The following is a 25,756-nucleotide window of genomic DNA, read 5'->3' as shown; positions in this document are numbered from 1 at the left end:
CGAGCATCTCGTGCCCCTCGCGGAACACCGTCGCCGACACCTCGACCGTCTCGCCCACCACGGCCTTCGCCGGCCACCGGCCGCCCCCCACCACCGGGGCCACGTCCAGGATCGGGATCCGCCCGAGCCTCGGAATACCGGTGATCGTGGAGGTTCCGGACTCGACCTGCATATGGCATCCCCTACCCGTTCGAGACTTCCGAAACGTCCATGCCCGGGAAGCGGCGCCAACCGTCATCGAGGCGCCGATAACTTTGCGCGACCTTCCAGGCAACACTCCGCGACCGCCCCGTAACGATCTTTTCCCGGCGTCCCGGGGGGGCGGCTCGGCGGACGCCGCACGGCCCTGGCCGGTCCGGTCGTGCCCTCGATCCAGGACCGCCGAACCGCCTTGGCAGGATCTTGACCGCGGGGCGCCGCCGGGCCGCGAACCCGGCGGCGCGGCGGATCGTTGAACCGGCGTGCCCGATCACGTGCCGATGGAGCTGGTGCGCCCACTGGTGCTGTGGGCGCTGATCGCGGGGGCGGTGGCCCTGCTGTGGCGGCCCCTCGTGCGGCGGACGGGGTGGCCGCCGCTGCCCGCGCTGGCGCTGCTGGCGTGGACGGGCCTCGTGCTGGCGATCACGCTGCCGGCGACCGTCGCGCCGGGCGCGGGCGGGCGGCTGGAGCACTGCGTCGCGACCCCGGTGTCCGACATCGCGTGGTCGCTGCGGATCTTCGGGTCGCGCGGCCTGGAGGACGTCATGAATGTTGCCTTATGGGTACCTTTGGGTTTCCTGGGGGTGCTGGTGTCCCGCCGTCCGGTGGCGGCGCCCGCCGTGTTCTCGGCGGGGTTCGTTCTGGTCGAATTCCTGCAAACTCTTGATCCGGGGCGCGAGTGCGATCCCGGTGACATGGCGTACAACTCGATCGGCGTGGCCGCGGGAGCCCTTACGGCGTCGGGGTTCCTGCGCGTCCGCGCGCTCGCCGCCGACCGATCCGCGAAGTGACGAAACCCCTCCCGGCTGTCGCGCCATCGCATCGCATTGCATAGCGTGACGTTGCGTGAAGGCAATCCGACGATTCACGGTCCGCACCGTCCTTCCAGAGCCGCTCCGGCAGCTCGAGGAGCTCGTCCTCAATCTGCGCTGGTCGTGGCACCACGAGACGCTGGACCTGTTCCGCGCCGTGGACCCTGCGCTGTGGGAGGCCGTCCACCACGACCCGGTCCGGCTGCTCGGCGAGGTCGCGCCCGAACGGCTGGCGCAGCTCGCCGAGGACCGGCGCTTCCTGCGCCGGCTCCAGGACACGGCCGAGGACCTGCACGAGTACCTGACCGAGCCGCGCTGGTACCAGTCGCTGGCCGGCGCGCCCTCGTCCATCGCCTACTTCTCGCCCGAGTACGGGATCACCGCGGCGCTGCCGCAGTACTCCGGCGGCCTCGGCATCCTGGCCGGCGACCACCTCAAGACCGCCAGCGACCTCGGCGTGCCCATCATCGCGGTCGGGCTGCTGTACCGGCACGGGTACTTCTCCCAGTCGCTGTCGCCGGACGGCTGGCAGCTGGAGCGCTACCCGCCGATCGACCCGAACGGGCTGCCGCTGACCCTGCTGCGCGAGGCCGACGGGACCCCGGTCCGCGTCGCGATCGGCCTGCCCCGGGGCCGGCCGGGACGCGGCGGCGCCGAGACCGGGGCCGGCGGCCACGAGCTGCACGCGCAGGTGTGGCTGGCCAAGGTCGGACGCGTCCCGCAGCTGCTGCTGGACTCCGACGTCGAGGACAACGACCCCGCAGCCCGCGACGTCACCGACCGGCTCTACGGCGGCGGCGGCGACCACCGGCTGCTGCAGGAGATGCTGCTCGGCATCGGCGGCGTCCGCGCCATCCGCGCGTACTGCCGCATCACCGGCCACCCCGCGCCGGAGGTGTTCCACACCAACGAGGGGCACGCCGGTTTCCTCGGCCTCGAACGCATCCGCGAGCTGGTGTCCGAGCACGCGCTGACGTTCGACGAGGCCCTGGAGGCGACCCGCGCGGGCACGGTGTTCACCACGCACACCCCGGTCCCCGCCGGGATCGACCGGTTCCCGCGCGAGCTGGTCGCCCGGTACTTCGGCGGCGCCAACGAGGACCCGCACGTCCCCGCCGAACGCGTCCTCGCGCTCGGCGCCGAGGACTACCCCGGCGGCGACCGCACCGTGTTCAACATGGCCGTCATGGGCATGCGGCTGGCGCAGCGCGTCAACGGCGTCAGCGAGCTGCACGGCGAGGTCAGCCGCGAGATGTTCGGCGGCCTGTGGGGCGGCTTCGACACCGCCGAGGTCCCGATCGGGTCCATCACCAACGGCGTCCACGCCGGCACGTGGGTGGCGCGGGAGGTCCTCGACCTCGCCGCCCGCGAGATCCCCGCGCTGATGGCGTCCGGGCGCGGCTGGGAGGAGGTCCGCGACGTCCCCGAGAGCGAGATCTGGCGGATCCGCGGCCTGCTCCGCGAACGGCTCGTGCTGGACGCGCGGCGCCGGCTCCGCGAGTCGTGGCGGCAGCGCGGCGCCAGCGAGGCCGAGACGTCCTGGATCGACGACGCCCTCGACCCGGACGTGCTGACCATCGGGTTCGCGCGGCGCGTCCCGTCCTACAAGCGGCTCACGCTGATGATGAGCGACCCGGACCGGCTGCGCCGCATCCTGCTGGACCCGGACCGGCCCGTGCAGATCGTCATCGCCGGGAAGGCCCACCCCGCCGACGAGGGCGGCAAGCGGCTCATCCAGGAGATCGTCCGGTTCTCCGCCGAGGAGGACATCCGGCACCGCATCGTGTTCCTGCCCGACTACGACATGGCGCTCGGGCGGCTCATGGTGCAGGGCTGCGACGTGTGGATGAACAACCCGCTGCGCCCGCTGGAGGCGTGCGGCACGTCCGGGATGAAGGCGGCCCTGAACGGCGGGCTGAACCTGTCCATCCGGGACGGCTGGTGGGACGAGTGGTACGACGGGCAGAACGGCTGGGCGATCCCGTCCGCCGACGGCCTCGCGAGCCCGGACCGGCGCGACGAGCTGGAGGCCGGCGCGCTGTACGAGCTGATCGAGGACCACGTCTCGGTCACCTTCTACGACCGCGACTCGGCCGGGCTGCCGCGCCGCTGGCTGGAGATGGTCAAGCACACCATCGCCACCCTCGGCCCGAAGGTGCTGGCCGGCCGGATGCTCCGCGACTACGTCCTGGACCTGTACACCCCGGCGGCCGAGTCCGAGCGGGAGATGGTCGCCGACAAGTACGCCGGTGCGCGCGCGCTGGCCGGGTGGAAGCAGCGGGTCGCGAAGGCGTGGCCGGGCGTCGCCGTCGAGCACGTCGAGTCCAACGGCGGGGAGAGCCCGCAGGTCGGGGCGCTGCTGACGGTGAAGGCCGTCGTCGCGCTCGGCGGCCTCGACCCCGACGACGTCGCCGTCGAGGTCGCCTACGGCCGGGTGGACGACTCCGACGCGCTGATCGACCCGTCCTACCTGGAGCTGGGCGGCGCCGAACCGGCGGGCGACGGGCGGCTGCGCTACACCGGCGAGGTCCCGCTCGGCCGCAGCGGCGCGTTCGGGTACGGCGTCCGGGTCGTCCCGAGCCATCCGATGCTGTCCACGCGGGCCGAGATGGGGCTCGTCGCGCTGCCGCCGGCGCCGCACGGCATGACGAACGGCGACCTGCGCTAGCCGGCCGCGTCCTCCTCGTCCTCGTCGTCGGGGGGCGGATCCGGCATCCGCCACCCGGCGACGAGCACGGGCAGCAGCATGTGCGTCTCGAACAGCGCGACGACGCCGACCACGACGGCCGCCATCGGGACGTGCTCGGCGTCGGCGGCCAGCACCCCCACCACGACGGCGACGAGCACCGCGAGCATGACCCGGTGCGCGACGGTGAAGGCGCGCAGCCGCTCGGCGACCTGCCGCTCGTCCAGCCGGCTCTCCGCCAGCGACATCGTCCCGCGCGTCGCGATGTTCAGCGCGGAGACCACCGGGATCGTGGTCGCCACCGACACGGCCAGCAGCGTGATCGTCACCCACATGGCGGTGTCGCTGGGCGCGAGGTTCCACGACACGACCGTCCCGGCCCAGATCATGGCCAGCCCGGCGAGCCCGCCGCCGGCGAGCGCCCGCCGCCGTCGCCGCGTCGCGTACCAGGACGCCAGCCGGTCGGACTGCACCGCCGCCTCCCGGTAGCGCGTCCACCGCTCCCACATTCCGGGCGATCCTCCCTCGGGCGTCATCACGTGCTCCCCAGCCGCGGGAACGGCGTCAGCGAGAACACGACCTCGACCGGCACCTCGAAGAACGCGGCGATCCGCAGCGCGAGGTGCAGGCTCGGGCTGTACTCGCCGCGCTCCAGATAGCCGATCGTCTGGTAGTGGACGCCCAGCGCCGTCGCCAGCTCCCGGCGCGACACGCCGCGCTCGGCGCGCAGCACCGCGATCCGGTTGTGGACGTGCTCCTTGTCCGCCTTGCCGTCCGCCACCGGCCCAGTCTCCCGCACCCGGAGGTCAGAACGCGCCCTGGGCGGCCCGGCGCTCCCGGCGGGCGGCCAGCCGCGCCCCCGACTCCCGGCGCGCCGCCCGCAGCAGCAGCCACGGCGCCACCAGCAGGCCCGCGGCGGCCCACGCGCCGAGCATCCCCGCGGTCTCCAGCGGGCGCCAGCTCCCGCCGATCTCCCCGGCGAGCATCGCGTCGGGCAGGAACGCCGACCGCAGCCCGAGCCCCTCCCAGTACAGCGGGAACGCCTGCGCGACCCACCGCACCGGCTCCGGCAGCGACGTCACCGGGAACAGCACACCGGAGACGACCATCAGGCCCATCACCGGCAGGGACAGGACGCTCGCGGCGTTGCGCGGCCCCGGCAGCAGCGTGCCGAGCGCGGCCCCGAACGGCACGACCGCGAGGGTCCCGAGCGCGAGGACCCACAGCAGCGTCAGCCAGCGCCCGGGGTCGGACGGCAGGTCCAGACCCGCCAGCGCCATGCCCGCGACCAGCATCAGCACCACGTACATGACGATCTGCAGCAGCACCGAGACGGCCCGCCCGACGACGTAGGCGGCGACGCCGCCCGGCACCGTCCGCAGCCGCAGCAGCGTGCCCTCCTCCCGGTCCGCGGCGATCATCATGGCGAGGTTCATCAGCCCGGTCGAGAACACGCAGAACGCGACGAACCCCGCCGCGAGCAGCAGGCCCTCCGACACGTGCGTCCCCTGCGCGTCGTGGCCGCCCTGCCAGCGCACCATCAGCACGAAGACGCCGACGGTCCCGACGACGCCGGTCAGCAGCTCGCGCCGGTTCCTCAGCGAGTGCACGTGCTCGGCCCAGCCGCGCCGGACCCCCATCCGGATCGGCCTGGTGTTCACGCCGCCGTCCTCTCCGCGCCCGCGCTCTGGCTCGGGCCCGATCCGGTCGCGGCCGCGGTCGCCTGGGCGCCGCCGACCAGGTTCAGGTAGCTTTGCTCCAGCGTCGGCCGCCGGATCTCCAGCCCCGGGACCGGCCCGCCGAACCGCCGGTGCAGTTCGTACGCCAGCCGCGACGGGTCCGGCGTCCGCTCGGCGCGCAGGGCGCCGTCCTCCCGCCACCGCACCTCCGACGCGCCCTGCACGACCGACGCCAGCCCGGACGGGGTGCCGCTGACCGTGACCTCGCCCCGCACCAGGATCGCGATCCGGTCCGCGAGCCGCTCGGCCTCCGCCAGGTCGTGCGTGGTCAGCAGGATCGTCATGCCGTCCTCGCGGGCGAGCCGCCCGACCAGGTCGTGGAAGTCGCTGCGCGCCCGCGGGTCGAAACCGGCCGTCGGCTCGTCCAGGAACAGCACCTCCGGCCGCCCGACGATGCCGAGCGCCACGTCCAGGCGGCGGCGCTGGCCGCCCGACAGCCGCGCCGCCGGCAGCCCGGCCTGCTCCGCCAGGCCCATGGCCTCCAGCAGCTCGTCCGGGTCGCGCGGCCGGTCATAGAACGCCGCGATGTGCGCCAGCAGCTGCCGGACGCCCCAGCGCGGATGGTCCTGCCAGTCCTGCAGGACGATCCCGAGCCGTGCCCGCCACGCCGCGCCGCCGGTGCCGGGATCGGCGCCGAGCACCCGGACCTCGCCGGACGAGCGGCGCCTGAACCCCTCCAGGATCTCGATCGTGGTGGTCTTGCCCGCGCCGTTCGGGCCGAGCAGCGCCGCGACCTCGCCCGCCCCGACCTCCAGGTCGACGCCGCGCAGCACCTCGGTGCGGCCGTAGCGCATCCGCAGGTCGCGCGTCCGGATCACCGGACCGGTCATGCCCACCTCCTCCATACGGGAACTTCGATCGTTCGCTGTAACTCTGCATTCATTAATAGTAGAAGTACTACATATCATCGCAGGGTCGCAAGACACGGCACCTGGCAGGATGGGGCCGTGCGCGCACCAGCCCTCGCCCGGTACCGCGCCGCGTCCGCGCTCCGGTGGCCGCGCGGCCGCCGCGCCGACGCGCTGCTGGGCGCCGCCTGCTTCGCCGTCCTCGCCGCGATCGCGCTGATCGCGGACTACGGGCTCCACCGCGGCACCCTGCCGTTCTACGGGTGGGCGCTGCTGGCGGTCGCCTGCGGCGCGCTGGCCTTCCGCCACAGCCGCCCCCGCACCGTGGCGGTCGTCACCTTCGTCGTCTGCGCCGTCTACTACCCGCTCACCGCGCCGGACGGCCCGATCATCATGACCTTCGTCATCGCGCTCTACACCGCGGCGGCCGAAGGGCACCTCGCGTCCGCGTCCGCGCTCGCCGCCGTCGCGATGGGCGCCACCCTCTACGGCAACGACACCGACCAGGTCAACCACCTCGCCGACGCCGCGACCTTCCTGCTCGCCGGCTGGTTCGTCGCCGTCATCGCCATCGGCGGCTTCGCCCGCAACCGGCGCGCCTACCTGCGCGAGGCCGAACGCCGCCTCGCCGCCGCCGAGCGCTCCCGCGAGGCGGAGGCCAGCCGCCGCGCCGTCGAGGAGCGGCTCCGCATCGCCCGCGAGCTGCACGACGCGCTCGGCCACAACATCTCGCTCATCCACGTCCAGGCCACCGCCGCGCTCCACGTCCTGCAACGCGAGCCCGGCCGGGCCGGGGAGGCGCTCACCGCCATCAAGGACGCGAGCAAGGACAGCCTCCGCGAGCTGCGCGCCACGCTCGGCGTGCTGCGCCAGGTGGACGCCCCCGTACCGGACGCCCCGCCCGGCCTCGCCCGGCTGGACGAGCTCGCCGCCGGCACCGCCGCCGCCGGCCTCACCGTCCGCACCGAGACCGAGGGCGCGCCCCGCCCCCTGCCCCCGGACGCCGACCACGCCGCCTACCGGATCGTCCAGGAGGCCCTCACCAACGTCACCCGGCACTCCGGCGCCTCGACCGCCGTCATCCGCGTCCGGTACGGCGACGGCGACGTCACCGTCGTCGTCGAGGACGACGGCGGCGGGACCGCCGCACCGGCCCCCGCCGGCACCGGCTCCGGGATCCGCGGCATGCGCGACCGCGCCGAGGCCCTCGGCGGCGCCCTCCACGCCGCGCCCCGGCCGGGCGGCGGCTTCACCGTCCGCGCCACTCTCCCCGCCTGACACGATGATCATATGAAGGTCTTCATCTCGGTCGACATGGAAGGCGTCTCAGGGCTCACCGACCCCGAGGAGATGCGCGCCGGCGGGCGCGGCTACGAGCGCGGCTGCGAGCTGATGACGGGCGACGCGAACGCGGCGGTCCGCGCCGCGTTCGACGCGGGCGCCGACCAGGTCGTCGTCACCGACTCGCACGGCCGCGGCAAGAACCTGCGCGCCGACCTGATCGACGAGCGCTGCACGCTGATCCGGGGACCGCACATGGCGATGCGGATGGGCGAGGGCCTGGACGCCTCCTTCGACGTCGCCCTGTACGTCGGCTACCACGCCCGCGCCGGAGCCGAACGCGGCGTCCTCAACCACACCTGGATGGGCCGCGAGATCCAGGACGCGCGCCTGAACGGGGAGGTCGCGGGGGAGATCCGGCTGATGGCCGGCTACGCCGGCTCGCTCGGCGTCCCCGTCGGCCTCGTCGCGGGCGACGAGGCCGCCTGCGACGAGACCCGCGACGTCCTCGGCGCCGTCCCGACCGTCGCCGTCAAGGCGGGCCGGGACCGCTACGCCGCCGAGCTGGTCCCGCCCGCCCGCGCCCAGGAGATGATCTACGAGACGGCCCTGCGGTCCCTGCGCGCCCCGTCCGGCTGGCGCCCGCTGCCGGTCGCGTCCCCGTACACCCTGTCCATCGACTGGAACTCCACGTCGATCGCCCAGTCCTGCGCCCTCATCCCGGGCGTCACCCTGACCGCCTCCCGCACCACCGAGTTCACCTCGGACGACTACGCGGAGGTCGTCGGCCTCCTCGGCATCTGCGCCACCCTCGCCGGCGACATCGCCTGCACCGGCCGCCACTACGGCTGACGCCCCGGACAACGGCCGCTCCCGGCGCCCTCATCCGCCTCCGACCAACGGCACGCCGCGACTCAACGATCGTCGGAGGGGGCGTCGGTGGCCAGGGCTTCGTAGGCGGGGAGGAGGGCGTCGGTGAGGGGGCGGCGGCGGATCCTCACCGGGGGCGGCGTCGCCACCTGGAGGATGAAGCCGGGCGGGACGGGCGGCGCGGGCGGGCGGTCGCGGAGGCGGGCCAGGCCCGACGGGGTCGTCCAGAAGCCGACGGCCGAGAGCGGCTCGTCCTCCATGGCCAGAGGGTCGGGTGCGGCGGCGGGACCGCGGCGCAGGGCGGTGAGGAGCCGGTCGCGGTCGCGGCCGTTCCATTCGAGGATGAGGAACGGGTCGTCGTCGAACGCCTCGGCGAGGAGGTACAGGACGGCCGCGGCGTGCTTGCACGGGTCGCCCCAGTCGGGGCAGTCGCACATCAGGTGCAGGTCGGAGGCCGTGCTGGGGAACAGGGCGAGGCCGAGTTCGGCGAAGACCCACTCGATCTCCGGCGGCATCTCACCGGCGAGGAGGCGGGCGCGGAACACGGCCCGGGACGCCAGCTCCTTCTCGGCGGCGCGCCAGTTCGCGGCGCCGATCCCTTCGATGCCGAGGGCCACCTCGTACGGCTCGGGCCGGGAGCCCCTGACCTTCGCGGTGACCTCGTAGGGGGTGACCCGCAGGTCGTAGACCTGGCCTTTGCGGGCATAGGTTCGCCCGCGGGAGAGGCGCCCGGTGTCGGCGAACGACTCGACGAGGTCGATGAAGCGGCGCGACCACCACTGCGCGCCGATCGAGCCCCGTCTGGTGCGGGCCCTGATGCCCTCGTCGGCGCTCTCGCCGCCCATCAGTCGCTCACCGCCTCGGGGGACAGCCGCAGGACGTCCCGCAGCTCGGCCACGGACAGCTCGGTCAGCCACTCCTCGCCCGTGCCGACGATGGACTCGGCGAGGGCCTTCTTGCGCTCGATCATCTCGTCGACGCGCTCCTCCATCGTCCCGACGCAGATGAACTTGCGGACCTGCACGTTGCGGGTCTGGCCGATGCGGAACGCCCGGTCGGTGGCCTGGTCCTCGACGGCGGGGTTCCACCAGCGGTCGACGTGCACGACGTGGTTGGCGGCGGTCAGCGTGAGGCCGGTGCCGGCGGCCTTGAGCGACAGCAGGAAGATCGCCGGCTCCTCGTCCCGCTGGAAGTGCTGGACGAGGTCGTCGCGGGCCTGCTTGGACGTCCCGCCGTGCAGCCAGAGCACGGGGCGTTCGAGCCGGGCCGCGAGGTAGGGCTGGAGCATCGAGCCGAACTCGGCGTACTGGGTGAAGACGAGCGCCTTCTCGCCCTGGTCGAGGACCTCGGCGCAGATCTCCTCGAGCCGCTCCAGCTTCCCGGACCGGCCCGGCAGGCGGGAGCCGTCCTTGAGCAGGTGCGCGGGATGGTTGCAGACCTGCTTGAGCTTGGCCATCGTCGCCAGGACGAGCCCGCGCCGCTGCTTGTCGTCGGCCTCGGCGATCTGCTCCAGCATGTCGTCGACGGTGGCCTGGTAGAGGGACGCCTGCTCGGTGGTCAGGTTGCAGTAGACCTTGATCTCCTGCTTCTCCGGCAGGTCGGAGATGATCGATCTGTCGGTCTTGAGGCGGCGCAGGATGAACGGCTGCGTCGCCCGCTTGAGGGCGAGCGCCGCCTGCTCGTCGCCCTCGCGCTCGATCGGCACGGCGAACCGCTGCCGGAACACCGCGCGCGGCCCGAGCAGCCCCGGGTTCGCGAACTCCATGATCGACCAGAGTTCGGTGAGGTGGTTCTCGACGGGCGTGCCGGTGAGCGCGATCCGGGTGCGCGCCGGGATGCTCCGCACCGCGCGCGCCTGCCGGGTGCCGCTGTTCTTCAGCGCCTGCGCCTCGTCGCAGACGACCCGCTCCCATTCGACGGGCGCGAGCATCTCCGCGTCCCGCGCGGCCGTCCCGTAGGTCGTCAGCACCAGGTCGGCCGCCGCGGCGGCCTTGAGCAGGTCCTCGCCGCGGTGGCGGCCCGTCCCGTGGTGGACGTACACGCGCAGCTTCGGCGCGAACCGCGCCGCCTCCCGCTGCCAGTTCCCCACCAGCGACATCGGCAGGATCGCCAGCGTGGGGCCGGGGCGGGCGTCGTTCTCCCGTTCGTGGACGAGGAGGGACAAGACGGAAATGGTCTTACCAAGCCCCATATCGTCCGCAAGGAGGGCGCCGAGCCCCAGATCGTTCATGAAGGTCAGCCAGGCCAGCCCGCGCTCCTGGTAGGGGCGCAGGTCGGCGTCCAGGTCCTCGGGCGTGCGCATCGGGGTGAGGCGGCGGTCGGCCTCGCCGGACAGGAGGTCGCCGAAGGTGCCGTCGGCGTCGACGGCGGTCAGCGGGAGCGCGTCGTCGCCCGCGTGGACGATCGCGCGGATCGCCTCGGCGGCGGCCATCCGGCCCCGGCGGGGGTGGCGCAGGAAGTCGAGGGCGGCCTCGAGCTGCTCCTCGTCCAGCTCGACCCACTGGCCGCGCAGCCGGACGAGCGGGGTCTTCAGCCGGGCCAGCTCCTCGAGCTCCGCCTCGTCGATGCTCTCGTCGCCGATGGCGAGGTCCCACCGGAAGTTCACCATGCCCTTGAGGTCGAAGCCGGACGGCGCGGCGGCGCCGGCGGACGCCTCGGGGTCGTCGGTGCGCGTGGTCAGCTTCATGCCGAGCCTCGCCTTGCCCGCCCACTGGGGGAGCAGGACGCCGAACCCGGCAGCGGCCAGCATCGGCGCGGCCCGGCGCAGGAAGCGGAACGCGCCGGCGGTGTCGAGGGTCAGCGCGGCGGGCGCCGGGTCGTCGAGCGCGGGCGCGAGGTCGGGGAACAGGCGCAGCGCGCGGCCGAGGCCGGCGAGGAGCGTCTCCTCCGCCTCCGGGATCGAGGTCGCGTCGCCCGCCCACACCATCGCGGCGGGCACGTAGAGGCTGGGGTCGTCGGTGCCCTGGAGCGCGAACTCGACGCGCCAGGTGTCGCCGGGCTCGGTGTCCTCCTCCTCGTCCTCCTCGGGGAACGGGTCGGCGTTGAACTCCTCGGCGCCCGGCTCGGCGAGCCGGAAGCAGACGCGCAGCGGCCCGGACGGGCGGCGCGCGGCGGCGGCCCACGCGTCCAGCTCGGCGATCAGCTCGCCGGGGTCGTCGCCGGGCTCCCGCGCGACCTCGGCGGACGGGCCGGTCAGCGCCTCCGCCCAGCGCTCGGCGAGCGGCAGCCGGTCGGGCACCCGGCCGCGCCGCGCCGGCAGCAGCGGATGCGGGACGGTGCCCCGGACGGCGGTGTCGACCAGCCCGGACAGCGCCTCCCGCAGCACCTCGGCGGCGGGACGGCCCCCGTCGGCGGCGCGGCACGCGGCGGGCATCGCGCGGGCCAGCGCCCGGAACCGGGCCGGGTCGTCGAGGACGGGGCGCCAGCGGGCGACGAGGTCGCCGTCCTCGCGCAGCAGCGCGGGCAGCACCTGGCCGCGCCGGGCGAGGTGGACGGCCTCGTCCGCGAGGACGCACAGGAACCGCAGGTCGGAACCGGGGACGACGTCGCCGCTGTGCTCGGCGGCCTGGAGCAGCGCCATCGCCGGGAACGGCTCCAGCACCAGCGCCGGCACCCGCCACGGCCGCAGGCCCGGCTCCTCGGACACCGGTTCGGGGCCGAGCTCGGCGGACGGCAGCGGATGGTCGCCGGCGGTCGGCAGCATCATCGTCAGCTCGACGCGGAACGCGCCGCGCAGGAGCGGCTCGTAGGACGTCCCGCCGAAGTCGCGGGTCGCGAACGGGTGCTCGTCGCCGCCGGACGGCCCGTGCGGGCCGGTCCGCTCGGCCCACAGGCAGAGCGCTCCGCCATGCCAGGCGGCATGGGCGACCAGCATCCGAACCCCCGGTGACGTGCGATGTGACTGCCGCGCCCGAAGCTACCAGTGGTGTCCGACAGCCGGGCCGCCGCGACCGGAGGGGCCGTGGTGACCGGCGTGGCCGCCGCGCTTGTTAGGTTCGGGGACGTCGGTCGACCAGAGGATCTTGGAGGCGTTCGTGGGCGAGTTCGTGCGGGTGGAGACGGAGGACGGCGTCGCGACGATCCGGCTGGACCGTCCGAAGATGAACGCCCTGAACGCGCGGATGCAGCGGGAGCTGATCGAGGCGGCGGGCGAGGTCACCGCGGACGACCGGGTCGCGGCGGTGGTGCTGTACGGCGGGGAGCGGGTGTTCGCGGCCGGCGCCGACATCAAGGAGATGGCGCCGATGCGGTACGCGGAGATGGCGGCGGGCCACTCGCGGCTCCTGCAGGACTTCACCAAGGCGCTCGCCGCGATCCCGAAGCCGGTCATCGCGGCGATCACCGGGTACGCGCTGGGAGGCGGGCTGGAGGTCGCGCTGACCGCGGACTTCCGCGTCGCGGGCGAGGGCGCGAAGGTCGGCCAGCCCGAGATCCAGCTCGGCATCATCCCCGGCGCGGGCGGCACGCAGCGGCTCGCGCGGCTCGTCGGCCCGTCCAAGGCCAAGGACCTCATCTTCTCCGGACGGCACGTCGCGGCGGACGAGGCGCTCGCGATGGGACTGGTGGACCGGGTCGTCCCGGACGCCGACGTCTACACCGCGGCCAGGGAGTGGGCGGCGTCGTTCGCGGGCGGCCCGGCGATCGCGCTGCGCGCCGCGAAGCAGGCCGTCGACGCCGGCCTGGAGGTGGACCTCGCGACCGGGCTGGAGATCGAGCGGGTGCAGTTCGCCGCGCTGTTCGCCACCGAGGACCAGAAGGACGGCATGAAGTCGTTCATGGAGGAGGGGCCGGGCAAGGCGACGTTCAAGGGCCGCTGAGCGCGCGCTCCTGCGCGTCGAGGACGTCGGCGGCGTAGCGCTCGGTCCAGCGGCCCAGGGCGGACAGGGGTTCGAGCATCCCGCGCCCCGCGCCGGTCAGCTCGTACTCCACGCGCGGCGGCGCCTCGGCATAGCGGCGGCGGACGACCAGCCCGTTGTGCTCGAGGCGCCGCAGCGTCTCCGTCAGCACCTTGTGGCTGATGCCGCCGATCCGGTCCTGGAGGTCGCGCGGGCGCAGCGGGCCGCTCTGCAGCGTCCACAGCACGACGCCGGTCCAGGTGCCGGACAGCAGGTCGAGGCCGAGCCGCGTCTGGCAGTCGGCGACGAACTCGGGATCGTCCATTCTGCCCTTTCCGATACGCACCGGTCGGTGCGGAACGAACCGCCTAGCGTCCCGTCCGACGGTAATCGACACGGGAGGTCGTCATGCGGATCGGTGTGCTGGGCGCGGGCAACATGGCGGACGCGCTCGCCGCGCAGTGGGCGCGCAAGGGGCACGAGGTGCGGATCGGGTCGCGGGCGCCGGAGAAGGCGGTCGCGCTGGCGGCCCGCGTCGGCGGCGGCGCGGAAGGCGGGACGCTGCGGGAGGCGGCCGGGTTCGGGGAGGCGGTCCTGCTGGCCGTCACGCACGAGGGCGTCGAGGACGCCCTGCGGCAGGCGGGTCCTCTCGCGGGACGCGTCCTCCTCGACTGCACGAACCCGATGGAGCCGCCGTTCGAGCGGATGAAGACCGAGGGCGGCCCCTCGGCGGCGCGCCGCATCGCCGACCTGACCCTCGCGCGGGTGGTGAAGGCGTTCAACACGTGCCCCGACACGGTGTGGCGGATGGCGCCGCCGGAGTTCGGCGGGCGGCCCCTCGGCGTCCCGCTGTGCGGGGACGACCCGGACGCGCTGGCCGTGGCGCGCCGCCTGGTGGCCGACATCGGCTGCGTCCCGATGGACGGCGGCGGGCTGGCGCGGGCCGGGCTCCTGGAGGCGACGACGGCGTTCCTGGTCGGCCTCTGGACGGCGGGCGAGGACCCGGTGGCGATGCTGCCGCCGGCCGCCGAGGTCGCGGGCGTCGAGCCGCGGCGGACGTCGGACACCGCCGCCCGCTGACGGACGCCATGCGATTTCGGCGGGTAGGCCCGGTTCGGACGAAGATCGCCGATAGCATCTGCCGCCATGCGACACGCGTACCGAACCGCGCTCGTGACCGGCGCGTCCAGCGGGATCGGCGAGAGCTTCGCCCGCCTCCTCGCCGCCCGCGGCACCGACCTGGTCATCGTGGCCCGCCGCGGCGACCTGCTGGACGGGCTCGCCCGCGAGCTGGTCGAGCGGTACCGGGTCGCGGTCGAGGTGCTGGCCGCCGACCTCACCGACCCCGCGCAGCGCGGCGAGATCGAGCGGCGGCTGCGCACCGAACCCGTCGAGCTGCTGGTCAACAACGCGGGCCACGGCGCCTTCGGGGCGTTCGCGGACCTGCCGGTGGAGGACCACCTCCGGCAGATGGAGCTGAACGTCACCGCGCTGGTGCGGCTCACCCACGCGGCGCTCCCCGGGATGATCCTGCGCGGCCGCGGCGGGGTGCTGAACGTCGCGTCCATGGCCGGGTTCACGCCCTCGCCCGGCAGCGCCACCTATGGGGCGACCAAGGCGTACGTCGCGTCCTTCTCCGAGAGCCTGCACGCGGAGGTCGCGTCCAAGGGCGTCCACGTGACCGCGCTGTGCCCCGGGTTCACCCGCACCGAGGACGACGCCCCGTCCAACCTGCTGTGGCTGCGCCGCGACGACGTGGCCAGGGCCGGGCTGGACGCGGTGGCGGCCGGACGCGCGCTCTGCGTTCCCGGTGCGCAGTACAAGGCCGCGCTGCCCGCGCTGAAGCTCGTCCCGCGCCCGCTGCTCCGGGCCGCGGTGAACCGGATGTGGCACCAGGCGGCCGACACGCAGTGACCGCCGCCGACGCGCGGTGACGGGGGCCGGCCCGCGGTGGCGAGGCGAGCCGCCGGTTTCGCTCGGATCTACAAAACACTCCCGTGGTTGATTGTCACGGGGGTGACTTGACGCGGGTCAGGTGGACTGGCGACCATCGAACCTACGCTTGAGTAGGTTGAGGTTCGGCCTGCCGGGCGCCCAGAACGTGCCGCGGGCGCGGCGGCACCGTCCGGCACTCCAACTCGTCCAGCGAAGGAAACGCATGTCCGTGACCCCCGAAGAGAAGTTCCAGACCGGCCTCCTGCTCGACCTCGAGCCGGTGGTCGAGACGGAGCTCAACCGGCACCTGTCCATGGCCAAGGAATGGTTCCCGCACCAGTACGTGCCGTGGAGCGAGGGCCGCGACTTCGACGGGCCGCTCGACGGCGAGCCCTGGTCGATCGAGCAGTCGAAGGTGACCCCGGAGGCGCGCGAGTCCCTCATCGTCAACCTCCTGACCGAGGACAACCTGCCCGGCTACCACCGCGCCATCGCCACCGTCTTCGGCCGCGAGGGCGCCTGGGGCACCTGGGTCAACCGGTGGACGGCCGAGGAGAACCGGCACGGCATCGTCATCCGCGACTACCTCACCGTCACCCGCGCCGTCGACCCCGTCGCGCTCGAACGGGCCCGGATGCACCACATGGAGGCCGGCTACGAGGCCGACCACGGCGACTCGTTCCTGCACGGCACCGCCTACGTGTCGTTCCAGGAGCTGGCCACCCGCGTGTCGCACCGCAACACGGGCAAGGCGTCCGGCGACCCGCTCTGCGAGCAGATGATGGCGCGCGTCGCGGCCGACGAGAACCTGCACATGATCTTCTACCGGAACCTGATGGGCGCCGCGCTGGACGCCGCCCCGAACGAGACGATGCGGGCGATCACCGACGTCGTCAAGGCGTTCCAGATGCCCGGCTACAGCATCGACGGGTTCCTGCGCAAGTCCGTCGTCATCGCCAACGCCGGCATCTACGACCTGCGCCTGCACCACGACGACGTCCTCAGCCCCGTGCTGCGCAAGTGGGGCGTCTTCGACCGCACGGACCTGACCGGCGACGGCGAGAAGGCCCGCGAGGAGCTCGCCGAGTTCATGGAGCAGCTCGACGCCGCCGCGACCAAGTTCGAGACCCGCCGCGAGGAGCGCCGCGCCCGCCAGGCCGCCCGCAAGGGCTGAGCCCCGCCCCGCGGCGCCCACCGGGGCCGCCCCACGCCGCGTCGCGGCCGTTTCGTGATCATTTCGCGGGAACGGCCGCGCCGCCGCCCGCGTCCGATCGGGTTTCGCCGGAACGTGATCGCGGTTTCCGGCGTCTCAGTGTTCATGGGGACTCATCGGCGCCTTGGTGAGTATCGGCTGCTGGACGAGATCGGCCGGGGGAGCACCGCGATCGTGCACCTGGCCCTGGACGCGCAGGGCCGCGAGGTCGCGGTCAAGGAACTGTGCCCGCAGGTCGCGGGGGAACCGGAGGCGCTGGCGCGGCTGGCCCGCGAGCTGGCCGTGCAGGCGCGGGTGAACAGCCGGTACGTGGCGCGGCTGCTGGACGGCCGGATGTCGGCGGAGCGGCCGTACGTCGTCATGCAGTACGTGCCGGGCTGCCCGCTGAACGCCCTGGTCACGGCGTACGGGCCGCTCACGGGGGACCGGCTCGTCCGGTTCGCGCGGCGGCTGGCGCTGGCCGTCGCCGACGTGCACGACGCGGGCGTGCTGCACCGGGACGTCTCGCCCGGCAACGTGATCGTGCTGGGCGACCGGCCGACGCTGATCGACTTCGGCATCTCCCACCAGGAGGGGATGGAGCAGATCACCCGGCGCGGGATGGTCGTGGGGACGCCCGCCTACCTGGCGCCGGAGCTGATCGAGGGGGAGCGCGCCACGACCGCGTCGGACGCGTTCTCCTGGGCGGCGACCGCGGCGTTCGCGGCGACCGGCCGCCCGCCGTTCGGGCGGGGCTCGCTGCACGGGGTGTGCTTCCGGATCCTGCGCGGCCAGGCCGACCTGGACGGGGTGCCGGAGCCGCTGCTCGGGGTGGTGCGCCGCGCGCTGGCGCGGGACCCGGCGGACCGGCCGACCGCCCGCTGGATCGCCGGGGCGCTCGCGCAAAGCGACGACGCTATCACGCCCCGCGGCCGGTTTGCGGCGGCCTGAGATGACCGTTGAATCCTTCTCGCCGGGGCGGCGAAGGTAGGGTTTCGGAAACGATGGAGGGAGCAGTCACGTCCGGGGACCGTATCGGCCACTACAGCGTGCTCCAGACTCTCGGGGAAGGGGGCATGGGCGTCGTCTACCTCGGCGCCGACCCCGAGGGGCGCAACGTGGCCATCAAGGTGCTGCGGCCGGCGGTGGCGGGCGACGCCACGGCGCGCCGCAGGCTGGCCCGCGAGGTCGACTCGATGCGGCGCGTGCACAGCCCTCACGTCGCGGAGATCCTCGACGCCGACGTCACCGCCGACCAGCCCTACATCGTCACCCAGTACGTGCCCGGCCGCACGCTGGAGGAGGTCGTCGAGGAGGGCGGCCCGATCTACGGGCCGGGCCTGCAGCGGCTGGCGGTCGGCCTGGCGTCGGCGCTGTCGGCCATCCACGGCGCGGGGATCGTGCACCGCGACCTCAAGCCGGGCAACGTCATGATCGTGGACGGCGAGCCGGTCGTGATCGACTTCGGCATCGCGCAGGGCGCGGACGCGACCCGGCTGACCGCCACCGGCATGGTCATCGGCACCCCCGGCTACCTCGCCCCGGAGATCATCGAGGGCGAGGACGCGGGGCCGCCGTCGGACGTGCACGCCCTCGCCGGCACGGTCGCCTACGCCGCGACCGGCCGCCCGCCGTTCGGCTCCGGCACCTTCGAGTCGATCTTCTACAAGATCATGCAGGGCACGCCCGACCTGGACGGCGTGCCCGAGGCGCTGCTGCCGCTGCTGCGCTCGGCGATGGCCCGCAACCCGGCCGAGCGGCCCACCGCGGTCAACCTCGTCCAGCTGGCCCGGCGCATCCACGTCGAAGCGACGATCACCGACCAGACGCGGATCGACCAGCACTACACCCGCCCGGACGGGGCGTCCCAGCCGGCCGGCCGGCCCGCGCCCGACCACGCCCGGCAGTTCGCCATGCCGCCGGACGAGACGGCCGGCCGCACGGACGTGCCCGCCGGCGGGCACACCGCCGCGCCCACGCCGCTGCCGGCGCCCGCACCCGTCCCGGCGCAGCCGAAGGACTTCGTCGGGCAGCTCCCGCCTGCCGCGCCGCCGCCGGTCCCGCCGCCCGCGCCCGGGCCCTACGACGCCGCGCCCCGGTACGGGCCGCAGAACTACGGCCCGCAGGGGACGTACGCGCCGGGGAACTATGGCCCCTACAACCAGCAGCCGACCCAGCCGCCCCCCAACCAGCCGCCGCCGAACGCGCTGCAGCGCGGCCCGCAGCAGGGCGGCCCCTACGACCCGCAGCAGCAGGACACGCAGCGCCGCCGTCCCGAACCGGCCCGCGACGACCGCGACAAGGACGCCCGCAAGCCCTACGGGTGGTACCGGGTGCTCGGCTTCCTCGTCCTGGTGGCGCTGCTCGGCTTCGCCGACATCGCGCCGCTGCTCGCGGTCGGCGTGACGATCGTGGGCGTGCTGGTGCTGCGCAGCGCCGACAAGGCCGCGCAGGGCATGGAGGGCAAGCGGACCCGGCGCGGCCCCCGCTCGGGCGACGCGCTCGCGGCCGCGTTCCGGACGCCGCTGCACCTGCCCGGCGCGGTGATGGTCACCGCGCTGCTGGCGGCGCTGAGCGTGTTCGCCGGGCTCGTCCTGCTCGGCGTGCTGATCTTCACCAAGTCCGACATGACGGCGTCCCGGGCGATCGCGTACTCGGCGATGGCGGTGATCGGGCTGCTCTGCCTGGCGCCGGGCAGCGGCGCGCCGCGCCGCCAGCTCGCCCGCATCTGGGGGGCGCTGCTCCCGCGCACCGAGGCCGCCCTCGCCGCCGCCCTCATCCTGGGGATCTTCGCGGCGGTGCTGGTGGGCCTCTCCCAGAAGCAGCCCCCCGACACCACCCCGCTGGACGGCATGAGCCAGAACCTGGAGAGCCTCCGCAGCGATGTCCGCGACCTCGTCACCGGGCTCCCGTTCGTCTGACGGGGCCTGGGTCCCCCCGCCGCCGCGCGGGGCGCCCGGCGGTCCGCCGCCGTTCTCCGCTCCGGTCCCCGCGCCGCCGCTCCCGGAGGACGCGCTCCCCGCCGAACCGCCCGCCCCCGGCCCCGCCGCGGCCCCGCCTCCCGGGCCGCCCGCCGCCGGGCCGCCCGCCGCCGAACGGTCGGACGCGGGCGGGGAGCACGCCGAGATGATCGGCCCGTACCGTCCGATGGAGCTGATCGGCTCCGGCGGCATGGGGCAGGTGTTCCGCGCCCGCGACCCGCGCGGCGGCACGTTCGCCGTCAAGACCCTGCACCCGCACCTGGTCGACGCCGCCGACTCGCGCGCCCGGCTGCGCCGCGAGGTCGAGACGATGGGCCGCGTCACCAGCCCCCGCGTCGCCGAGATCGTCGAGTTCGACGTGGACGCCCGCGTCCCCTACATCGTCACCCGGTACGTCGAGGGGCGGCCGCTGCTGGACGTCGTCCGCGGCGGCGGCGCGATCACCGGCGCGGCGCTGTGGCGGATCGCCGTCGGCACCGCCGAGGCGCTGGAGGCGGTGCACCGGGCCGGCGTCGTGCACCGCGACATCAAGCCCGGCAACGTGCTGCTGGAGGCCGGCGAGCCGGTCGTGATCGACTTCGGCATCTCGCAGGGCGTCGACGACACCCGGCTCACCCACACCGGCGGGGGCCGGTCCGGCACCTGGCGCTACCTCGCGCCCGAGCTGCTGGAGGGCGCCGACGCGGGCCCGTCCGCGGACGTGTTCGCCTGGGCCGCGACCGTGGCGTTCGCCGCGACCGGCGTCGACCTGTACGACGCCCCCAACGACGCGGCGGTCTGCGTCCGGATCATCCGCGGCGACCACGACCTGAGCGGCGTCCCCGACGAGCTGCGCCCGCTGCTCGCCGACGCGCTCGCCGCCGACCCGTCCGCTCGCCCCTCGGCGGAGGCGCTGGTGAAGCGGCTGCGGGCGCTGCGCCCCGACTCCGCCGGGCTGCGGGTGTCCAGCGGCGGCGGCCCGGCCGTGTCCACCGGGGACCGCGCGTCCGGCGTACCGCCCCGCCCGCCGGCGCCGATCGGCCCGTACCGGCCGCTGCAGCGGCTCGGCCGCGGCGGCATGGGCGACGTCTTCCTCGCCCGCGCCGACGACGGCCGGATGGTCGCGATCAAGACGCTGCACCCGTTCCTGCCCGCCGAGTTCCAGGCCAAGGACCGGCTGCGCCGCGAGGTCGAGGCGATGCGCCGCATCCGCAGCCGCAACGTCGTCGAGCTCGTCGACCACGACGTGGACGCCGACCCGCCCTACATCGTCACCCGCTACGTCGAGGGCACCTCGCTGCTGGAGGCGGTCAAGGGCCGCGGCCCGCTGCCCCGCGACGGGCTGCTCCGGCTCGCCGGCGGCCTGGCCGACGCGCTCGCCGCCGTCCACGAGGCCGAGAGCGTCCACCGCGACGTCAACCCGGGCAACGTGATGCTGGTGTCCGGCGACCCGATCCTGATCGACTTCGGCATCGCCTCCCTGTCCGGAGCGTCGCGGCTGACCCAGGGGCCCGTCGGCACGCCCGGCTACGTCTCGCCCGAGGTACTGGAGGGCAGGCCGGCCGGGCCGCCCACCGACGTGTTCGGCTGGGCCGCGACGATCGCCTACGCCGCGACCGGGCGCCGCACCTACGAGGCGACGAGCCCGGCGGCGTTCGTCCGCCGCGTCCTGACCGGGTGGCCGGACCTCGCCGGCATCGACCCCGACCTGCGCGAGGTGCTGGAGGACGCGCTGGCCCGCGACCCGGAGCAGCGGCCCGCCGCGGTGGAACTGGCCGCGCGGTTCGCCAACCCCGGCTCGATCGCGCCCCGGCTGCGGATGAGGCCCGTCCCGAAACCGGAGCCGCCCCCGCCGCCCGAGCCGGAGCCGCCGGCGGACCGGGTCGTCGCGGGCCGCGCCGCGTTCGCGCAGGCCGGCTTCGCGCTGACGGTCTCGGTGATCGAGGTGTCGCTCGCCGAGGCCAAGCGGGAGCTCGTCGCCGCCGAGCGCAGCCACGCCATCGGCGGCACCTGGTCGGAGCACGCCGCCGGCCACGCCCGCAAGTCCCTCGACGCCGCGACCCGCGCGGCCCGCGACGCGCGCACCGGCACCGGCGTCCCCGCCAACGCCCCGCGCCTCGCCGAGATCTACCAGGCCGCGGGCCTGTACGCGAGGCACGCGCAGGGCCTCCTCCAGGGCCGGCCGGTGATGCCGGGGCAGCTCGCCGACGTCCGCCGCGCCATCGCGCTGCTCGGCACCGCCCGCTTCACCCGCGCCCGCTTCAAAGAGGGCTACGACCCCGCCGAGGTCGACGGGTTCGTCGCCCGCGCCCGCGGCTGGCTGGCGGGCGACCGCCGCGGCCTCGCCGAGGTGATCGGCGCCGACGACGTCCGCGCCCGCTCGTTCACCCTCCGGCGCCTCCGCGAGACCTACGACAAGGACGAGGTCGACGCGTTCCTCGCAGCCCTGGAGACCGAACTCCGCCGCACCGGCTACGTGTAGCCCAGGGGGGCGACCCCCTGGAACCCCCGCCACGACGGACGGGCTGTTTCCCCGCTCCGCTGGCGCTCCGCGGCGAAACAGCCCGTCCGTCGTCGGGCAGGCCCGCTGCGCTCGCTGGCGCTCGCTCCGCGTGCCTGCCCGTGTGACCCCAGGGGGCGGATCGCTGCGGGGGAGGTGGGGCGGTGGGTAGGGTGGCGGGCCATATGAGCGGCGAGACGAGCCACCAGGAGCACATCGGGCCGTACCGGCTGCTGGCGCGGCCGGCCGGTGCGTCCGGCGTCCACCGGGCCACCGGGCCGGACGGGCGCGACGTGGCGATCAGGCTGCTCCCGCCGGGCGCCGCACCGGACATCGCGCGGATGCGCGCTGTGGCCAGCCCTTACGCCGCGGACGTCCTGGACGGGGAGTCCGGGGGACGGCGGCCGTACGTGGTGTCGCGGTTCGTGCCGGGCCGTCCGCTGGCGGAGGTCGTCGCGGAGCAGGGGCCGATGGCGGGCGACGCGCTGCGGCGGATGGCGGCCGGGCTCGCGAAGGCGCTCGCGGCCGTGCACCGGGCGGGGCTGGCGCACGGCGAGCTGGGGCCCGGGACGGTCCTGGTGGTGGACGGCGCGCCGGTCGTGGTGGACTTCGGGCTGGCCGCCGGGGCGCACGGGCCCGGCGACGTGCACGCCTGGGCCGCGACGGTGACGTTCGCGGCGACCGGGCGGTACGAGGTGCCGCCGGACGCGCTGCCCGCCGACCTGCGTCCGCTGGTGGAGGCGGCCGCGGACCCGGATCCGGCGGCCCGCCCGGACGCGGAGCGGCTGGCGGAGGAGGCGTCCCGGCTGGTGGTGCGCCCGGCGCGGCCCGTTCCGGCGCCCGCGCCCGCGGTGGAGGAGACCGCGCCGCCGGTGGCGCCGCCGCCCGCCGCGGAGCCGGCCGGGGGGCCGGAGGAGCGGGCGGTGGCGCAGGCGTGGGCGCGGCTGCTCGCGGCGATGGTGGTGGTGATCGGGGTCGGCGTCGCGGTGATGATGCCGATCGCGGGCCTGCTGCTGACCCTCGTCGCGGTGACGGTGCTGCGGGCGGCGACGTCCGACACGGTCGCCGGGTGGGCGTGGGCGCTCGGCCGGACGGCGCTGACCGTCCCGTACGCGGCGGTGCTGACGGCGGCGGTGCCGCTCGGCCTGGCGGCGGCGTCGGTGATCGGCGGGGAGATCGACTCGCTGGGCGCCTGCGCGCTCGGCGCGGGGGCGGGGGCGGCGGTGCTGTGGACGGCGCCGGGCGTCAGCGCGCCGCGGCGGCAGCTGGAGCGGATGTTCATGGCGGTCGCCGGGAGCCCGCGGCGGATCGCGGTCGCGGGGGTGGCGCTGGGCGTGCTCGCGCTGGCCGCGGTGGTCGGGGCGATGTCGCTGATGCCGAGCTTCGCGCCGATGTACGGGCTGCAGAGCGCGCTGGAACGGTCGATGGACCGGCTGCAGAACGCCATGGACCGCGGGTGAGGACGAACCGCGTCACGCCGCCCGCTGGACGGGACGGAGGGCGGCAAACCCGGTGGGCACGTGGGTAAGGTCTCACGAACTGGGATTTGCCAGTAGGCTACCGATGAGTAACATTTGTCGTGCACGGCCGAACCGGGGACCCGGCTCCGAAGCACGTTCGGGTGTTTGGCAGGCTGTGACAGCGAAAGCGCACGTCCGCGTCGACCCGCCATGGGCGGCGCCCCTCTGTCCGCTTACCCCAGCGGCCAACTGAGTGCAGGGAGGTCGGCCACCGGCCATGAACATCGTCGTCCTGGTGAAGCAGGTTCCCGATACGGAGAGCCCGCGCAAGCTGAAGTCCGATGACAGCACGCTCGACCGCGCTGCCGCGGACGGTGTCATCAACGAGCTCGATGAGTACGCCATCGAAGAGGCGCTGCGCATCAAGGAGGCCCAGGGCGGCGAGGTGACCGTTCTGACCATGGGCCCCGACAAGGCCACCGACTCCATCCGCAAGTCGCTGGCGATGGGCGCCGACAAGGCCGTCCACCTCGTGGACGACGCCCTGACCGGCTCCGACGCGCTGCAGACCTCCTACGCGATCCAGCAGGCACTCGGCCGCACCGGCTTCGACCTGGTGATCCTCGGCTCGGAGTCCACGGACGCGCGCACCGGCGTGCTCGCCGCGATGCTCGCCGAGCGGCTCGGCGTGCCGCAGGTGTCGCTGGCCAACAAGGTCGAGATCGACGGCTCGTCCATCAAGGCGCAGCGGGTCACCGACTACGGCTTCGACCGCGTCGAGGCGACCCTGCCCGCGGTGGTCTCCGTGGTCGAGAAGATCAACGAGCCGCGCTACCCCTCGTTCAAGGGGATCATGGCGGCCAAGAAGAAGCCGGTCGAGACGCTCGGCATCGCCGACGCCGGCATCGACGCCGCGCAGGTCGGCCTGGCGAACGCGGCCACCGAGGTGGTCGACTTCGCCGAGGCCCCGCCGCGCGCGCAGGGTCAGATCGTCACCGACGAGGGCGACGGCGGCGCGAAGATCGCCGAGTTCCTCGCGTCGAAGAAGTTCGTCTGACCGAGGAAGGGGATTAGAACAATGGCTGAGATTCTCGTCCTCGTCGACCACGTCGACGGTGAGGTCAAGAAGGTCGCCCTCGAGCTGCTGACGCTGGCGAACAAGCTGGGCGAGGCCTCCGCGGTATGGATCGGCCCGGGCGCCGACGGTGCCAAGGACAAGCTCGGCGAGTACGGCGCCGCGAAGGTCTACGTCGCCGCCGACGAGGAGCTGACCTCCTACGTCGTCGCGCCGAAGGCCGCGCTGCTGGCGCAGCTCGTCGCCGACAAGTCGCCGGCCGCGGTGCTGGTCTCCGCGACCGCGGAGGGCAAGGAGATCGCGGGCCGCCTCGCGGTCAAGACCGGCTCCGGCGTGCTCACCGACGTGGTGGACGTCGCCGACGGCTTCGTCGCTGAGCACTCCATCTTCGGCGGCGGCATCATCGCGCACGCCAAGGTGCGGACCGGCACGCCGATCATCGCCGTGCGGCCGAACTCCGTCGCCCCCGAGGCGTCCCCGGCCACCCCGGCCGAGGAGGCGGTCTCGGTGACCCTGTCGGACGCCGACAAGGGCACGAAGATCGTGGAGAAGGTCGTCCAGGAGAAGGGCGAGCGCCCGGACCTGACCGAGGCCGCGATCGTGGTCTCCGGCGGCCGCGGCGTCGGCGGCGCCGAGAACTTCAAGATCATCGAGGGCCTGGCCGACTCGCTCGGCGCGGCCGTCGGCGCGTCCCGCGCCGCGACCGACGCCGGCTGGTACCCGCACTCGTTCCAGGTCGGCCAGACCGGCAAGACCGTGTCGCCGCAGCTGTACGTCGCGGTCGGCATCTCCGGCGCCATCCAGCACCGGGCCGGCATGCAGACCTCGAAGACCATCGTCGCCATCAACAAGGACCCCGAGGCGCCGATCTTCGAGCTCGTCGACTACGGCGTCGTGGGCGACCTGTTCCAGGTCGCGCCGCAGCTCACCGAAGAGATCAACAAGCGCAAGTGACCTCTCCCGGACGCCCCGTCCCCGGAACGCTCCGGGGGCGGGGCGTCCGGCGTGTCAGGAGCGCGCCGGCCGCGGGTACGGGACGGCCGCCAGCAGCTGCGGCTTGATCATGTCCTTGACCTCGGCATAGGGGACGGTCGTGTCCTCCTCGCCGCACGCGGACGCGTAGCCGAGCAGCGAGCCGTAGAAGGCCACGCGCAGGCCGGTGGGCGTGAGCGCCATGCTGACGTCGCCCGTCGCGACGAACGCCGACGGGTTGTCGGTGCCGTGCGGCTGGATCGGCCCGGTCCCGGCGTCGACGTTGCTGTAGCAGTAGGTGCCGTCGGGCAGGTGCGCCTTGATCTTCCGGTCCAGCGGCGCGAGGCCCTGCCGCGTCGGGACGCGGAACAGGTCGAGCGGGCGGTAGGCGGC

The 25,756-nt window shown here is 74.5% G+C and carries 22 protein-coding genes and 1 pseudogene; 14 read left to right on the top strand and 9 right to left on the bottom strand.

All coding sequences use genetic code 11. The features are described 5' to 3' along the window. A partial coding sequence (locus J4557_RS47715; RefSeq protein ID WP_208274412.1) for a maltotransferase domain-containing protein occupies positions 1 to 172 on the bottom strand: 172 nt, incomplete at its 3' end. Between the two features lie 289 nt (positions 173 to 461). Here J4557_RS47715 and J4557_RS52085 point away from each other — a divergent pair. Both J4557_RS52085 and glgP read left to right on the top strand, forming a co-directional pair. Next, the gene (locus J4557_RS52085; protein ID WP_208274410.1) at positions 462 to 989 is read left to right on the top strand and encodes a VanZ family protein; all 528 of its coding nucleotides are present in this window, start codon (positions 462 to 464) and stop codon (positions 987 to 989) included. A gap of 55 nt (positions 990 to 1,044) precedes the next feature. Further along, positions 1,045 to 3,678 (top strand): alpha-glucan family phosphorylase, encoded by a 2,634-nt coding sequence (gene glgP, locus J4557_RS47705; RefSeq protein ID WP_208274408.1) that lies wholly within the window; start codon positions 1,045 to 1,047, stop codon positions 3,676 to 3,678. Here the strand turns inward: glgP and J4557_RS47700 are convergent. The 4 genes from J4557_RS47700 to J4557_RS47685 are packed head-to-tail and all read right to left on the bottom strand — an operon-like array spanning position 3,675 to position 6,265. Next, positions 3,675 to 4,232, bottom strand: coding sequence for a hypothetical protein (locus tag J4557_RS47700; RefSeq protein ID WP_208274406.1), 558 nt, complete (start codon positions 4,230 to 4,232; stop codon positions 3,675 to 3,677). The two genes, glgP and J4557_RS47700, sit on opposite strands and share 4 nt — an antisense overlap. Beyond that, positions 4,232 to 4,477: a helix-turn-helix transcriptional regulator gene (locus J4557_RS47695; protein ID WP_151600480.1), complete on the bottom strand. Its 246-nt coding sequence runs from the start codon at positions 4,475 to 4,477 to the stop codon at positions 4,232 to 4,234. The genes J4557_RS47700 and J4557_RS47695 overlap by 1 nt, the downstream gene beginning before the upstream one ends. 25 nt (positions 4,478 to 4,502) lie before the next feature. Continuing rightward, a complete protein-coding gene (locus J4557_RS47690; RefSeq protein ID WP_208274404.1) occupies positions 4,503 to 5,357 on the bottom strand; it encodes an ABC transporter permease in 855 nt (284 codons plus the stop codon). Next, positions 5,354 to 6,265, bottom strand: a complete 912-nt coding sequence (locus J4557_RS47685) for an ABC transporter ATP-binding protein (protein ID WP_208274401.1) — start codon at positions 6,263 to 6,265, stop codon at positions 5,354 to 5,356. Before J4557_RS47685 ends, J4557_RS47690 begins: the two co-directional genes overlap by 4 nt. Positions 6,266 to 6,382: 117 nt before the next feature. Here J4557_RS47685 and J4557_RS47680 point away from each other — a divergent pair, with 117 nt between their 5' ends. Beyond that, positions 6,383 to 7,561 (top strand): sensor histidine kinase, encoded by a 1,179-nt coding sequence (locus tag J4557_RS47680; RefSeq protein ID WP_208274399.1) that lies wholly within the window; start codon positions 6,383 to 6,385, stop codon positions 7,559 to 7,561. A gap of 12 nt (positions 7,562 to 7,573) precedes the next feature. Continuing rightward, entirely contained in the window at positions 7,574 to 8,416 is an 843-nt protein-coding gene (locus J4557_RS47675; protein WP_208274397.1) for a M55 family metallopeptidase, read from the top strand. Between the two features lie 62 nt (positions 8,417 to 8,478). On the opposite strand, the gene J4557_RS47670 is transcribed toward J4557_RS47675, so the two are convergent. Next, positions 8,479 to 9,279: an SWIM zinc finger family protein gene (locus J4557_RS47670; RefSeq protein ID WP_208274395.1), complete on the bottom strand. Its 801-nt coding sequence runs from the start codon at positions 9,277 to 9,279 to the stop codon at positions 8,479 to 8,481. Then, positions 9,279 to 12,308, bottom strand: coding sequence for a DEAD/DEAH box helicase (locus tag J4557_RS47665; RefSeq protein ID WP_208274393.1), 3,030 nt, complete (start codon positions 12,306 to 12,308; stop codon positions 9,279 to 9,281). The genes J4557_RS47670 and J4557_RS47665 overlap by 1 nt, the downstream gene beginning before the upstream one ends. Before the next feature lie 160 nt (positions 12,309 to 12,468). Between J4557_RS47665 and J4557_RS47660 the strand changes: the two genes are divergently transcribed. Continuing rightward, a complete protein-coding gene (locus J4557_RS47660) occupies positions 12,469 to 13,251 on the top strand; it encodes an enoyl-CoA hydratase/isomerase family protein (protein ID WP_208274391.1) in 783 nt (260 codons plus the stop codon). Here J4557_RS47660 and J4557_RS47655 read toward each other — a convergent pair. Further along, positions 13,238 to 13,594, bottom strand: coding sequence for a winged helix-turn-helix transcriptional regulator (locus J4557_RS47655; protein WP_208274389.1), 357 nt, complete (start codon positions 13,592 to 13,594; stop codon positions 13,238 to 13,240). The two genes, J4557_RS47660 and J4557_RS47655, sit on opposite strands and share 14 nt — an antisense overlap. 83 nt (positions 13,595 to 13,677) lie before the next feature. On the opposite strand from J4557_RS47655, the gene J4557_RS47650 reads away from it, so the two are divergent. The 9 genes and pseudogenes from J4557_RS47650 (at position 13,678) to J4557_RS47610 (ending at position 25,345) form a co-directional block, all read left to right on the top strand. Continuing rightward, positions 13,678 to 14,349 (top strand): NADPH-dependent F420 reductase, encoded by a 672-nt coding sequence (locus J4557_RS47650; protein WP_208274387.1) that lies wholly within the window; start codon positions 13,678 to 13,680, stop codon positions 14,347 to 14,349. A 66-nt stretch (positions 14,350 to 14,415) separates the two neighbouring features. Continuing rightward, a pseudogene (locus J4557_RS47645) lies at positions 14,416 to 14,973 on the top strand (SDR family NAD(P)-dependent oxidoreductase); the annotation flags it as partial. Positions 14,974 to 15,427: 454 nt separating this feature from the next. Then, on the top strand, positions 15,428 to 16,378 hold the full coding sequence (locus J4557_RS47640) for an acyl-ACP desaturase (protein ID WP_208274384.1): 951 nt from the start codon (positions 15,428 to 15,430) through the stop codon (positions 16,376 to 16,378). 144 nt (positions 16,379 to 16,522) lie between these two features. Then, entirely contained in the window at positions 16,523 to 17,347 is an 825-nt protein-coding gene (locus J4557_RS47635; RefSeq protein WP_208274382.1) for a serine/threonine-protein kinase, read from the top strand. 53 nt (positions 17,348 to 17,400) lie between these two features. Continuing rightward, positions 17,401 to 19,317, top strand: a complete 1,917-nt coding sequence (locus tag J4557_RS47630; protein ID WP_208274380.1) for a serine/threonine-protein kinase — start codon at positions 17,401 to 17,403, stop codon at positions 19,315 to 19,317. Then, positions 19,280 to 21,838 (top strand): protein kinase domain-containing protein, encoded by a 2,559-nt coding sequence (locus J4557_RS51415; protein ID WP_208274377.1) that lies wholly within the window; start codon positions 19,280 to 19,282, stop codon positions 21,836 to 21,838. Before J4557_RS47630 ends, J4557_RS51415 begins: the two co-directional genes overlap by 38 nt. A gap of 203 nt (positions 21,839 to 22,041) precedes the next feature. Next, a complete protein-coding gene (locus tag J4557_RS47620; protein WP_208274369.1) occupies positions 22,042 to 23,316 on the top strand; it encodes a hypothetical protein in 1,275 nt (424 codons plus the stop codon). Positions 23,317 to 23,593: 277 nt separating this feature from the next. Further along, complete coding sequence (locus J4557_RS47615; RefSeq protein WP_208274367.1) at positions 23,594 to 24,373, top strand: electron transfer flavoprotein subunit beta/FixA family protein; 780 nt, start codon at positions 23,594 to 23,596, stop codon at positions 24,371 to 24,373. 21 nt (positions 24,374 to 24,394) lie between these two features. Further along, entirely contained in the window at positions 24,395 to 25,345 is a 951-nt protein-coding gene (locus J4557_RS47610) for an electron transfer flavoprotein subunit alpha/FixB family protein (protein WP_208274365.1), read from the top strand. A 54-nt stretch (positions 25,346 to 25,399) separates the two neighbouring features. On the opposite strand, the gene J4557_RS47605 is transcribed toward J4557_RS47610, so the two are convergent. Continuing rightward, on the bottom strand, positions 25,400 to 25,756 hold a 357-nt coding region (locus tag J4557_RS47605; RefSeq protein ID WP_208274363.1), incomplete at its 5' end, for a hypothetical protein.

This window comes from Actinomadura nitritigenes, from assembly GCF_017573545.1.
GTDB lineage: Bacteria > Actinomycetota > Actinomycetes > Streptosporangiales > Streptosporangiaceae > Spirillospora > Spirillospora nitritigenes.
Note: the sequence above shows the minus strand (reverse complement) of the source record. Positions and strands in the feature narration are given on the sequence as shown.

Excerpts from the sequence above, each read along its gene's own strand:
- J4557_RS47615 (WP_208274367.1), top strand. The coding sequence starts at position 23,594 with ATGAACATCGTCGTCCTGGTGAAGCAGGTTCCCGATACGGAGAGCCCG.
- J4557_RS47700 (WP_208274406.1), bottom strand. The coding sequence starts at position 4,232 with ATGACGCCCGAGGGAGGATCGCCCGGAATGTGGGAGCGGTGGACGCGC.
- J4557_RS47640 (WP_208274384.1), top strand. The coding sequence starts at position 15,428 with ATGTCCGTGACCCCCGAAGAGAAGTTCCAGACCGGCCTCCTGCTCGAC.
- J4557_RS47675 (WP_208274397.1), top strand. The coding sequence starts at position 7,574 with ATGAAGGTCTTCATCTCGGTCGACATGGAAGGCGTCTCAGGGCTCACC.
- J4557_RS47685 (WP_208274401.1), bottom strand. The coding sequence starts at position 6,265 with ATGACCGGTCCGGTGATCCGGACGCGCGACCTGCGGATGCGCTACGGC.
- J4557_RS47620 (WP_208274369.1), top strand. The coding sequence starts at position 22,042 with ATGAGCGGCGAGACGAGCCACCAGGAGCACATCGGGCCGTACCGGCTG.
- J4557_RS47650 (WP_208274387.1), top strand. The coding sequence starts at position 13,678 with ATGCGGATCGGTGTGCTGGGCGCGGGCAACATGGCGGACGCGCTCGCC.
- J4557_RS47635 (WP_208274382.1), top strand. The coding sequence starts at position 16,523 with ATGGGGACTCATCGGCGCCTTGGTGAGTATCGGCTGCTGGACGAGATC.
- J4557_RS47610 (WP_208274365.1), top strand. The coding sequence starts at position 24,395 with ATGGCTGAGATTCTCGTCCTCGTCGACCACGTCGACGGTGAGGTCAAG.
- J4557_RS47665 (WP_208274393.1), bottom strand. The coding sequence starts at position 12,308 with ATGCTGGTCGCCCATGCCGCCTGGCATGGCGGAGCGCTCTGCCTGTGG.
- J4557_RS47630 (WP_208274380.1), top strand. The coding sequence starts at position 17,401 with ATGGAGGGAGCAGTCACGTCCGGGGACCGTATCGGCCACTACAGCGTG.
- J4557_RS47655 (WP_208274389.1), bottom strand. The coding sequence starts at position 13,594 with ATGGACGATCCCGAGTTCGTCGCCGACTGCCAGACGCGGCTCGGCCTC.
- J4557_RS47670 (WP_208274395.1), bottom strand. The coding sequence starts at position 9,279 with ATGGGCGGCGAGAGCGCCGACGAGGGCATCAGGGCCCGCACCAGACGG.
- J4557_RS51415 (WP_208274377.1), top strand. The coding sequence starts at position 19,280 with ATGTCCGCGACCTCGTCACCGGGCTCCCGTTCGTCTGACGGGGCCTGG.